We start from the raw sequence: 12,457 nt of genomic DNA on the forward strand, positions 1-12,457 counted from the left end.
ATCAGGCAGCGAGCGGTTCGAAACTCTCCGCGTGTGCCATGTGCCACATGCGTTCATAGAACTCGCTGCCGATTGCGCCCGACAGCAGCTCGCCCGGCTTGAGGAAGTGATGTAGCTGGGAATACAGGCGGATTTCCGTGCCGGTCATGCGGCGGGCCAGATGGCGGGCCTCCACCTGCGAAGGATGGGACAGGCCGGCGGCTGCCAGCAACTCTGCCAGGGCCTTGAGCGTATTCTGGTGGTAATGGAATACACGTTCCGCCTTGTCTGGCACCACCAGCGCCTGCTGCCTGCGCTCATCCTGTGTCGCCACCCCGGTAGGGCAGTGGTTGGTATGACAGGATTGGGACTGGATGCAGCCAATGGCGAACATGAAGCCGCGGGCAGAGTTGGCCCAGTCGGCACCCATGGCCAGGACGCTGGCGATATCGAAGGCGCTGATGATCTTGCCGCTGGCGCCAATCCGGATGGACTGGCGCAGGTTCAGGCCGACCAGCGTGTTGTGGACGAACAGCAGCCCTTCACGCAGCGGCAAGCCCATGTGGTCGATGAATTCCAGCGGAGCGGCGCCGGTGCCGCCTTCCTTGCCGTCCACCACGATGAAATCGGGCAGGATGCCGGTTTCGTGCATGGCCTTGGCGATGGCCATGAATTCCCAGGGATGGCCGATACAGAGTTTGAAGCCGACCGGCTTGCCGCCGGAAAGCTCGCGCAACTGCGTGATGAACTGCAACAGCTCCAGCGGTGTGCTGAAGGCGCTGTGGCTGGAAGGCGATACGCAGTCGCGATCCATGGGAACACCACGCGTGGCGGCGATTTCCGGTGTGATCTTTTCCTTGGGAAGAATGCCGCCATGGCCGGGTTTGGCGCCCTGGCTCAGCTTTATCTCGATCATCTTCACCTGGGGATCAGCGGCGTTGCTGGCGAAGAGGGCGGGATCGAAGCGCCCCTCCGCGTTCCTACAGCCGAAATAGCCGCTACCCAGTTCCCAGGTCAGGTCGCCGCCGTATTCGCGGTGGTACGGGCTGATGGCGCCTTCGCCTGTATCGTGGATGAAATTACCCATGCGCGCGCCCCGGTTGAGTGCGCGGATCGCATTGGCGCTCAGAGCACCGAAACTCATGGCGGAAATATTGAACACCGACATGGAATAAGGCTGGCTGCACGCGGGGCCGCCGATATCCACGCGGAACGTGGCGGGGTCTGCCAGCGGGGCGGGGCGGATCGAATGCGCCATGAATTCATAGCTGGGCTGGTAGACATCCAGCAGAGAACCGAAAGCCTTGTCCGAGCTTTGCTGCTTGGCGCGTGAATAGACGAGTGCGCGTTGGGCGCGGGAGAAAGGCAGGGCCTCGTTATCGCCTTCTATCAGATACTGGCGGATTTCCGTGCGGAAACTCTCCACCAGATAGCGGACATTACCCGTAACCGGGTAATTGCGCCGCACTGAGTGAGCGGTCTGGCGCAGATCGTAAAAGCCCAGGATGCTGAGCGCCAGCGTGATCAGGGTAGGCAGCCACGCCCAGGAAAAATGGCCGGCCAGCAGCAACAGCGGCAGCGAAATGACGGTATAGGCAATACAGGCCAGGAATACGGCATAGCGGCCCAGCACGGAAAGATTCATAGCGGCTCCTTCGTAAAGCAGGAAAACCCGCCTGGCGCCACGGCCAGCACTCAAACATTCGCACCAGCACCGGGGCCGGAGCTGCCGTGGCAGGCAGCGGGGCGAGACATCCCGGATGGTAGCGTTTCCTGCCGCAAACGCCCTTGATCCGGCGCAGTCGCGTAATACGATGTAATGGGCGCCGACGCGCCGTGTGCATGCGGCTGCATCAACGACACCAGCGTTGATTCGTGACGACTCACGTCCGAACCGCGCGTTCTGCTTGGGTCATTGAACCGTCACATCAAATCTCTATAGTTTTCCCGCACCTCTAATCCGGGCTGCTACCGACACCCGTCCTCATCGGCATTGCGCCGCGCTCCCTGCGCGGCTTCCCTGGCTGGATCGTCCAGCCCGATGCCACATCGGAGCTTCACCTCAATATGCATTCCCAACGCCTCGCACCCCGCCTGCCCTCCATGCTGGCGGGTCTGACCTGTGCCATCCTGCTCGCCGCCTGCGGCAGCGACAACAATGACAATACGGGCATCACGATTCCGCCCACCGTCGAGCCGAAGCCAGAATCCGGCGCCTGGAGCGCGGGCGATCTGCACGTGCATACCTATCAGTCCGACGACGCCCAGGTCAGCTTGGAACACGTGCTCGATTCTGCTTTCGAGCGCTACGATCTGGATTGGGTCTCTATTTCCAACCACCTGCGCCTGTCCCGCCGCGACCATACCGGCGCCGAGATCGCTGGCGGTTCGATTCCTTTTTCGCAAGGCATGGCTGAGTATGAAGTGCCTTTCATCCAGCAGGCGCAGGCCAACGGCAAGTACGCTGGCAAAACGATTTTCTCGTCGTTCGAATGGGATATGCCCACGCATGATCACGTGAACATCGGTATCGGCCTGGATGCCCCGTTCTCCGCCGAATCGCTGACGGCTGTGGCCGAATTCGAGTACCTGTTTACCAGCCGCGACGCCGCGCTGTTCGATGCCTCTCTGGTCGAGCGCCTGTCCGCCGAGACCCGGGCCTATTCCTCCCACGCCGATTCGCTCAAGGCTATCGCCTGGCTGCGCGACAACCATCCAGACAGCTATGTGCTGCTGAATCATCCTTCGCGCTACATGGGCAAATACACCATTGCCCAGATCCGCGAAATGAACGATCTGGCACCAGAGATTTTCTTTGCAATGGAAGGTATGGTCGGCAACCAGATGGAGCCTGATCGCGGCGGTTATGCCGAAGCCTATACCGATGGCAATCTGCCCTCGCGGACCTACGGCGGAACGGATTATCTGGTTGCCAAGCTCGGCGGCACCTGGGACGCGCTGCTAGGCGAAGGCCGGCGCGTTTGGAACGTGGCCAATTCCGACTATCACTTTCTGACCGCCAACGGCCAGCACAGCAGCGGCTACGCACCAGGAGAGTATGCACGCACGTATCTGTTCAAGGATGGCGATACCATGGCCGACATTCTGGCCGGCCTGCGCGCCGGGCGTTTGTTCGGTGTGTTCGGCGATCTGATCGACGCGCTGGATTTCCAGGCTGCGAGTGGCGATGCCAGCGCCCATATGGGCCAGGAACTGAAGGTGGCCCAGGGCAGCGAGGTGGACGTGACCATCCGCTTCCGCAGCCCTTCCGCCAATAACTACGAGTATCCGCTGGGCAGCGGCAATCCGACCTACGTGCGTCCCACAGTGGATCACGTGGACCTGATCGTCGGCGACGTCACCGGCAAGGCCCAGCCCGGCACAGCCGCGTACGAACGTGCGACCAATTCGTCCACGCATGTGCTGGCACGATTCACCCGCGAGGACTGGACGCTGGACGAAGACGGCTATTACACGATCCGCTATACCATGACTGCCGAACGCAACCAGTATCTGCGCCTGCGCGGTACCAATCTTGGGGCAGACGTGGACGGTGAGACCGCCAACGGCGAACCGCTGCCGGACGCGAAGGTGACGATCACCGAGAACAAGGCCCGGTTCGACGCCATCAATGCGCGTAACTACAACGATCTGTGGTTCTATTCGAATCCGGTGTTCGTCAGCGTGGAGTAAGGCGCAGGTGCGCAGGGGCTTATGCGCCTGCGCACAGATACATCGCTACGCCCGACGGTTGCCCGGACGGGCAGCGATAACAGTGGCGCTGTTGCTGTTGCGAAGTACAGTTTGTTTCGAGGCCGCGCACGCGTGGTGGTCACGCCATGTTCCACTGGCGCCGGGCATGATGGCTTCGCTGAATCGGAGCGCGTAAAGGGGAATATGCCGGGCTGATGGTATATGCAGTATGACTGCGCATGCGATGCGACGTCGGCCTTGCGCCAGACGATCAGTGCATCAGATGCATTCCCTGTGTTGCCCACGCATGCATCATGTGAGATTTTGTGTAAGGCAAGGAAACTTTGAGAATTACCGCATGCGGGTCTTGGCCCAGTGTGACTGGAATGGTGTGATCAACCGAGTCTGATGAGTGACCGGTCCCCCGTTTACGGGGTAGAGCCGACTTTTTTGGTATAAGGGATGATATAAAGATTTTTATTTGTTGCCTATATTTCCTTATAAATCAATGCATTACGCATGATTTATGGCGTCCCCAACAGGAATCGAACCTGTATCTAGAACTTAGGAGGTTCTTGTTCTATCCGTTGAACTATGGGGACGAAGCGGCACCTGAATCCAGCATTGTAACTGTTAATGCCCCATCTTTGCACGTGTTGATTCAGGCGCGGGTGGTCTGGCTGGCAGCCGGGCGGGCTGTCGGGGCAGGGTGTCGGCTGCCGGCCGGCGCGCTATGATTCCCGCTTGCGCAAGCCAGTCAGGAACCCAGGAATCTATGCCAGAGCTACATACCGATATGCCCAGAATCGACATCGCGGCCTTGGCGGACATGCCGGCAGGCGGGACGCTGGTGCTGACGGTCAATAACCGTTGGGCGCGCCGACTGACCCAGGCACTCGCCGAGCGCCTGCGCAGTACGCGCCAGGTCAGCGAGTTGCCGCATATCGTGCCGCTGGCATCCTGGTACCGCGAGGCGGCAGAGAGCCTGGCATTCGTGCCGGATGCCCATTTGCCCGCGCACTGGCTGGATAGTTTTGCGTCCGCCATGGTGTGGATGGATGTGATTCACGAGGCCGAGGCCGAACGCCTGCTGATGGATGCCGCGCAGGCCGCGTCGCTGGCACGCGAGGCCGATACCCTGCTTGACGAGTGGGACATCGAGGTACTCGGTCCTGAGGAAACGGACGAATACCGCCGTTTCCTGGCCTGGCGCGCCGCCTATCTGGAAAAACTGCAGGCGCTGGACGCCGAGGATGCGAATCAGGCCATAGGCCGTGTACTGGCTGCCATGCGGCAACAGGCCATTCGTTGGCCGCAGGTGTTGGTGCTGGCTGGTTTTACCGAGCAGTCGCCACGCATGCAGCGCATTCTTGCTTTGGCGCGAGAGGCCGGCACGCAGTGTCTGGCGTTGACGGAAGAGCAGGCGGATACCGGTGAAGCCACGCGCCTGATGGCGGTGGACCACGCGGCCGAATGGCGTGAAGCGGCGGCATGGGCGGCGCAGCAATTGGTTGCCCAACCCGAAGGGCGGTTTGCGATCGTGGCCTCCGGCCTGGAAGCGGATGCGCCGCTGGCGCGCCGGGTGCTGGCGCGCGCGTTGCGGCCGCTGGCGCCTGAGCTGCCGGAGTCTGCCTGGTTCAATATTTCGGTGGCTAGGCCGCTGCCTCAGTGGCCGGCAGTGCGCGCCGCGCTGGCATGGTTGAAGGTCATGGCTGGCTGGGATGACACCAGTGGTTGCGATGCCGCCACCCTGGGGGCGGCGCTGCTGGCCGGGCATGTCGATTGGGGCGGTCTGCGCTGGCCGCCTGCGGCACTGGATGCACAGTGGCGCAGGCGCGGCTGGAGTACGGTGGGGGCGGCGCATTGGAACCGGGTTTTGCAGGACGGCGGCGAGGCTTTTGCCGAGCGTTGGCAGCGGGCTCGCGAGGCCTGGCGTGTGCCCCAGGGGGCTGCTGGTGCCGCCGTCTGGGCAGCCGCCATGCGCCATACCCTGGATGCGCTGGGGTTTCCGGGACGGCAGCAGATAGATAGCGTGAGCTATCAGGTTCTGGAGGCCTTTGGCGAGGCGTTGGCGCGTTTTGCCGCGCTCGAACCCGTGGCAGGCCGCCTGGGCGGACGCATGGCGGTTGCCTTGCTGGAACGCCTGGCCGACAGCATGCCTTTCCAGCCGCAGCGCGATTTTCGTGCGCGGCTGGATGTACTGGGTTTGTTGGAGGCCGAGGGCGGGCGCTGGGACGGGCTTTGGGTGATCGGCCTGACGGACGAAGTCCTGCCTGCGTCGCCCAAGCCCAATCCGCTGGTTCCGGCGCCGGCATTGCGACGTGCCGGTGCTCCGCGGGCGACGGCGGGCCGTGAACGCGCCTGGGCGGCACAACTCTACGAGGCCTTGTTGCGCGGTGCACCTGCCGTGGTGTTCAGCCATGCCGAGCGCGAAGGCGAGCGGGAATTACGGCCTTCGCCGTTCATTGCCGGGCTGCCAGTGGTGCCGCCGCAAGCAGCGGCGGCCAACGCGCCACCACTGCAGCTGGAAGAACTCGATGACAGCCAGGGGCCGCCTCTGGCTGAAGGCGAGCAGGTGACGGGGGGGCTGGATGTACTGGATACTCAGGCGCGCAATCCGCTCTGGGCGTTTGTGCGCCATCGCCTGGGCGGCCGCGAATTGCCGGCGTATGAACCGGTCGCCGGGATGAACGTGCGCGGGCAGTTCCTGCATCATGCGCTGGAGTTGCTGGGCCATATGCTGCCCGACCAGGATCAATTGCATGCCGCCATGGAAGAGGGGCGCCTGGAGGCGCTGGTCGTGGAAGTGGTGCGCCAGGCGGCGCAGGAGCACCTGGGCGCCTACGAGCCGGCGCTGCGCGAACTGGAGTGCGAGCGCGGTCGTGGGTTGTTGCTGGACTGGTGCCATGCCGAAGCGGCACGCCCGCCTTTTGCCGTCTATCAGCGCGAAGAACGCTACCGCTGGGAGCACGGCCGCCTGACGCTCAACGCGCGGGTGGACCGCATCGACCAACTGGGTGATGGCAGCATGCTGATCATCGACTACAAAACCGGCATGGGAGAAGCGTTTCCCGAGGCGGATTGGTCGCGCCAGCGCCCGGTCAACCTGCAGTTGCCGTTCTATGCGGCGATCCTGGCTGGCCAGGCCGGGACGGCGCAATCCGGTATCGCCGGGCTGATGCTGGCTCAGGTGCATGCAAGGCACATCCGGGCCAAGGGGCTGGGCGCGGAAGACCTGGGCATCAAGGGAGTCACACCGGTGACGGACAGCAAGGCCTTCGAAGGGCAGGACTGGTCGTCCGTGCTGCGGCGCTGGGAGGCGTCCATCGGCATGTTGGCTGATGAATTCAGCCGTGGCTATGCCGCCAATTTCGTCCTGCAGCCGCAGGATTTGGTCTATTGCGACGCGTTGCCGTTTCTCCGGCTGCAGCGGGAAGAGGAATGAGCATGACGCAGCAAGGGTTTGAATTTGACGACATGCCGAATGATGTGACGCCGCCGGCACTGGCAGGCGGGCAGGGCGAGGGGCAGTTTGCAGCGGCCGGCGTGCCCGCTGTACCGGCAGCGCCCCAGGGCGCGGTGCGTGAGCCAGCGGACGCGCCACAGCGCCGCCGGGCGCTGGACCCTGGGCGTTCGTTTCTGGTGCAGGCCCCGGCGGGCTCGGGCAAGACGGAGCTGCTGACGGATCGCATCCTGGCATTGCTGGCGACGGTCGAGCGCCCGGAAGAAATCGTTGCGATTACTTTTACTCGCCGGGCCGCGTCGGAAATGCATGCGCGCGTGCTGGAAAAACTGCGTCATGCCGCCAGCGGCATCGAACCGGATGCGCCTCATCTGCGCGCCAGCTGGCGCCTGGCGCGCCAGGCCCTGGCGCGGGATGAACAGCAGGATTGGCAGTTGCTCAAGCATCCGGCGCGCCTGGCGATCCAGACCATCGACTCGTTCTGCGCGCGCCTGGTGCGCAGCATGCCGTGGCTCTCCGAACTGGGCGGCATGCCGGGCATCGCGGAAAACGCCTGGAGCCACTATGAAGCTGCCGCGCTGGAAACGCTGCGCATGGCAGAATCCGAAGAATGTGTACGGCGTTTGCTGGCGCATATGGATGTGGATGTCGCCGCGGCGATGGAGGCGATTGCCAGCATGTTGGCGCAGCGCGACCAGTGGATGCCCTTGTTGCGCCACGGCCTGGATCGTGCCGGCCAGGAGGCCACGCTCGCGCACTTCATCCAGGCCGATATCGAGGCCGCCGCCCGGCGCATGCCGCGTGGCTGGGAGGACGCGCTGGCGCCGGCGGCACGCCTGGCAGTCGCTTCACTGGATGAAAGCGGCCCGCACCACAAACTGGCACCGCTGCGCGATTGGTTGCCTCCGCTGGCGCGTGACGCCTCGCAGGCCCGGGCCTGGGCGGCTCTGGCAGATCTGTTGCTGACCAGCGAAGGCAAACCGCGTTCGCCCCGGGGCTTGAACAAGAACCTCGGTTGTCCGCCCAAGAGCCAGCAAAAGGAAGTGCTGGGTGAGTGGCTGGATGAACACGCCCTGGACACTTCATGGGCGTCTGCGCTGGCGGCCATGCGTGAATTGCCGCCAGCACATTTTGCGGACGATCAATGGGAAATCCTGGAAGCGCAATGGCGCGTGCTGCGCCTGGCGGCAGCGCAATTGCGGGTGCGCTTCGCGCAAGAAGGCGAGGTCGATTTCACCGAGATTTCCCAGCGTGCCGAGGCTGCCCTGGGGTCAGCCGATGACCCGGGCGAGTTGTTGCTGAAGCTGGATGCCTCCATCAGGCATCTGCTGATCGACGAATTCCAGGACACCAGCCAGTCTCAGGTGCGCCTGCTGGAAAAGCTCACATCGGGCTGGATGCAGGGCGATGGGCGTACGCTGTTCCTGGTGGGCGACCCGATGCAGTCCATTTACCGTTTCCGCAAGGCGGAAGTGGGGCTGTTCCTGCAGGTGCGCGATCACGGCATCGGCGAGTTACGGCTGGAGTTCCTGAACCTGACCGATAACTTCCGGTCGCAGGCCGGAGTCGTGGATTGGGTCAACCAGCGTTTCGGTAGCCTGTTGCCATCGCGCGAAGAGGAAAATGCCGACGCCGGGGCCGTGGCCTATACGCGGTCGGTTGCATTCAATCCCGCGTTGCCGGGCCGGGCGGTATGCTTTCATGCGGCCTGGGGCGACGCGGCGACGCAGTCGGACGCAGCCGCGCTGGCGATTACCGGGCAATTGGTGCGCGATGCCCTGGCCTCGGCCGCGGGCAAGCCGCATTCCGTGGCCATTCTGGTTCGGGCGCGTACCCATCTGGGCGAGCTGGTGCGTGCCCTGACGCGGGCTGGTATCGGCTGCCGTGCCGTGGAGCTGGTGCCGCTGGCGCAGCGCCATGTCGTGGCGGACCTGGTGCAACTGGTGCGCGCGTTGGTGCATCCGGCCGACCGGCTGGCATGGTTGTCGGTGTTGCGGGCGCCCTGGTGCGGCCTGACTCTGACGACACTGACGCGACTGTTTGGCAGCCGGCACGAGCGGCCGGTGCCACAGGTGTTGCGCGAGTGCCTGCACGCTGCGGCGGGCAGTGCCGTCGGCGAGATCCTTGCTTCCTTGCCGGTGCCAGAACGGGAACGGTTGCTGCGCGTGGCGGCTATCTTGCTCGATCGCGGCAACGAAAATGGCGTGTTGCCCTGGGCGGCCTGGGTCGAGTCGCTGTGGCAACGCCTGGGGGGAGCCCGGCTCTACGCCGGCAGCAGTACCGCAGAAGACGCTGAAAGCGTTTTCGTGCTGCTGGAAAAGCTCGCGCCTTATGGCGAACTTGATACCGTGGCGCTGGATGCTGCGCTGGCGCGCCTGTTCGCCTCGGGGCAGCCGGAACCAGGCAGCGGGCCGGTCGTGGAAATCATGACCATGCACAAATCCAAGGGCCTGCAGTTCGACACGGTGATCCTCTACGGGCTGCACCGCGTGCCGCGGGCGGCGTCCACGCCGCTGCTGAGCTTCGAACATGTTGCCGGCAATGTGCTGTTCGGGCCTGCCAAGCCGCGCGCACAGCTTGAACCCGATCCGCTGTCGCGTTATATCGGCCGACGTGAGAAGGTGCGCGGTGATTACGAAGTCGACCGCTTGCTGTATGTCGCCGCCACGCGTGCCCGGCAGCGCCTGCATCTGGTTGGTAGCGTCATGCTCGACGATAGCGGACAAGTGCGCCAGCCGGCAGGCAGCAGCCTGCTGGGGCGCTTGTGGCCGTTGCTGGACGATTGCGACAGAACGCCTCCGCCCGTGCTGCCGGAAGCGGATTTGGCCCCTGCCGAGGCCGCCGGTTTGCATGGGGCATTGCTGCAGCGCATTTCCCAGGATGATCTGCTGTCGTTGGCGGACACGGCGCCGGCTGCAAGCAGCGGTGCGGATGCTGCCCTGACGGGGCAGGCGGCGCCGGTAGGCGATAGCGTCCAGTGGGGGGAAGAGGAAAGCCGCCAGGCAGCTATCGGCACGCTGGTGCATGCCTGGCTGACACGGCTGGGGCAGGATGGCCTGGAATGCTGGCCGGAAACGCGCCTGCGCGCCAGCCTGGACATCATGGCGCGGCAGTTGACGCGTGCCGGCACCCGGACGGCCCATGCGGCGCAGGACGCAGGGGATGTGCTGGAAATTCTGCTGGCTACCCTGCGCAACAACCGCGGCCGCTGGTTGCTGCAGCGTGCGGCGGCACGCCGGGAGTGGCCGCTGCTCGACGCCAGCGGCAAGGTATCCATCCTGGACCTGGCGTTCGAGGACGATGGCACCTGGCTGATCGTCGACTACAAAACCGGTACGCCCTGGCCGGGCGAGACCGCCGAGGCATTCGCGGGCCGCATGCGCGTCCGCTATATGCCGCAGATGGTGCGCTACCTGGATCAGGTCACCGCGCTGACGCGCAGCGCGGCGCGGGCGGCCCTGTATTTCCCCCGGCTGGATCTCTGGCTGGATATGGGCAGCGCCCCGGCGCGCTGACGCTAGGCCGATGGCAAGTTGAAGGACGGATGCGGCTTCCAGTCGCATCCCTTGGCGCTCGCCTGGGAGGGGCGGTGCTGTTGTTCGCCTGGTTTTCGTCTCATTCTGTCCCGTTGTCGGGGCCGCTACGGCGCGGCCGACTGTTGCGTGCGCGCCGCTGAGGGCTTTTCCTTGCTTTTGCAAGTTTGCCGGTTATGCTCCAATAGTGAGATTGATTTACATTAATTTGGTGTGCGGGCGCCGCCTGCCACTGTCGGCCAGGTATGCCCATGTCTTCTTCCGCGCCCGCGTCTTCGCCCGCCGACCTCAACGACCTCTATCGCGACAATCACGCCTGGCTGGTGTCTTTGTTGCGGCGGCGCCTGCCGGACGCGGCGCAGGCCCAGGATCTGGCGCACGATACCTTCGAGCGCATCATGCGTGCCGATCTGGCGCAGGTGCTCAAGGCGCCGCGCGCCTATCTGACGACCGTGGCGCGCAATGTGCTGCTCAATCATGTGCGTCATGAACGCATTGCTCGCGCCTACCAGGAATCCTTGGAAAGCCTGCCCGAACCCCTGGCACCCTCCCCGGAGGAACAGCTGCTGGCGGTACAGGCGCTGGAGCAGGCTTGCGCTGTGTTGGACGGCTTGCCGGCCCGTACCCGCCTGATCTTCCTGATGTCCCAGCTGGAAGGCATGACTAGCCCCGAGATCGCCGCGGAATTGAAGCTGAGCGTGAATGTCGTCAAGAAAGCGGTGGCGCAGGGCATCAAGCATTGCTATTTCGCGATGGTGGGGTAGCACGGTATGTCTGCTCGTGACGAAGGCGCGGTAGCGCTGCCCAATGAAAAACTGCTGGATCAGGCCATAGATTGGCTGCTGCGCGTCAACGATGATGCCAGTGGCAATGCCGAAGCAGCCTGTAGGCGCTGGCGGGCCGAACATCCGGACCACGAACGGGCCTGGCAGGGCGTGGTGTCGGTAGGTGCGCGCTTGCGCGGCAGCACCGCCAGCATGGCGCCGCGTGCCGCCGTGAAGGTGCTGCACCAGGCCAGCGCGGCGCAGGGACGCCGTGCAGCCATCAAGACGTTGATGCTCGGTGGTGCCTTTGCGGTAGGCGCGGGCGCCGTCTGGCAAGGCAACCGCGCATGGCCGGCCTGGAATGCGGCATACCGCACCGCCAGGGGCGAAACCAGGGAAGTATTGTTGGCCGACGGTGCCAGCATCTGGCTCAACACCGATACCGCACTGGATATCGACATCACGCAGGCAGGCAATACGCTGCTGTTGCGGCGAGGGGAAATCCTGGTGCAGACCGGGCACGATCCTGCCGTCAAGCAGCCGATGTGGGTACACACGCAGGCCGGCGTCATGGAACCCTTGGGAACGCGCTTCATTGCACGCGTCCTCGACGGCGGCGAGGTGACGCGCCTGAGCGTGCTGGAAGCGCAAGTCCGGGTGCAGGGGCCGACCTTGCCTCAGCCCCTGGAGCTGGCGGCAGGGCAACAGCTGGATTTCGGCCCGCAGGCCAGCCAGCAAATCGAAAACATTCAGGGCGATCCTGCCGCATGGCAGCAGGGCATGTTCGCCGCCAGCCGCATGCGGCTGGATGTATTCCTCAAGGAACTGTCCCGCTATCGCTCGGGGGTCATCCAGTGCGACCCGAACGTCGCGCATCTCACCGTGACTGGCGCTTTTCCGCTGGGCGATACCGACAGGGTGCTGGACGCTCTGCCGCAGGACTTGCCGGTCAGGGTGCAACAGCTTTCCCGTTATTGGATACGGGTATTGCCGAAAAAGTTGTAACAACGAGGCGCTTTCTCATT

The 12,457-nt window shown here is 64.1% G+C and carries 6 protein-coding genes and 1 tRNA gene; 5 read left to right on the top strand and 2 right to left on the bottom strand.

Features of this window, described 5'->3' with window-relative positions; translation table 11 throughout:
* Position 1: 1 nt before the first annotated feature.
* Complete coding sequence (locus tag EV679_RS16380; protein WP_130487783.1) at positions 2–1,624, bottom strand: FMN-binding glutamate synthase family protein; 1,623 nt, start codon at positions 1,622–1,624, stop codon at positions 2–4.
* A 422-nt stretch (positions 1,625–2,046) separates the two neighbouring features.
* Here EV679_RS16380 and EV679_RS16385 point away from each other — a divergent pair, with 422 nt between their 5' ends.
* On the top strand, positions 2,047–3,672 hold the full coding sequence (locus tag EV679_RS16385; RefSeq protein WP_130487784.1) for a CehA/McbA family metallohydrolase domain-containing protein: 1,626 nt from the start codon (positions 2,047–2,049) through the stop codon (positions 3,670–3,672).
* 527 nt (positions 3,673–4,199) lie between these two features.
* Here EV679_RS16385 and EV679_RS16390 read toward each other — a convergent pair.
* Positions 4,200–4,274 (bottom strand) — tRNA-Arg (locus EV679_RS16390).
* 173 nt (positions 4,275–4,447) lie between these two features.
* Here EV679_RS16390 and EV679_RS16395 point away from each other — a divergent pair.
* The 4 genes from EV679_RS16395 (at position 4,448) to EV679_RS16410 (ending at position 12,437) form a co-directional block, all read left to right on the top strand.
* Positions 4,448–7,117: a PD-(D/E)XK nuclease family protein gene (locus EV679_RS16395; protein WP_130487785.1), complete on the top strand. Its 2,670-nt coding sequence runs from the start codon at positions 4,448–4,450 to the stop codon at positions 7,115–7,117.
* Positions 7,118–7,119: 2 nt separating this feature from the next.
* Complete coding sequence (locus EV679_RS16400; RefSeq protein WP_242611514.1) at positions 7,120–10,650, top strand: UvrD-helicase domain-containing protein; 3,531 nt, start codon at positions 7,120–7,122, stop codon at positions 10,648–10,650.
* A 269-nt stretch (positions 10,651–10,919) separates the two neighbouring features.
* Positions 10,920–11,432 carry a sigma-70 family RNA polymerase sigma factor gene (locus tag EV679_RS16405; protein WP_130487786.1) on the top strand — a complete coding sequence of 171 codons (513 nt, stop codon included), beginning with the start codon at positions 10,920–10,922 and terminating at the stop codon, positions 11,430–11,432.
* A 6-nt stretch (positions 11,433–11,438) separates the two neighbouring features.
* Positions 11,439–12,437: a FecR domain-containing protein gene (locus EV679_RS16410; protein WP_130487787.1), complete on the top strand. Its 999-nt coding sequence runs from the start codon at positions 11,439–11,441 to the stop codon at positions 12,435–12,437.
* Positions 12,438–12,457 lie beyond the last annotated feature (20 nt).

The organism is Kerstersia gyiorum, assembly GCF_004216755.1.
Taxonomy (GTDB): domain Bacteria; phylum Pseudomonadota; class Gammaproteobacteria; order Burkholderiales; family Burkholderiaceae_B; genus Kerstersia; species Kerstersia gyiorum.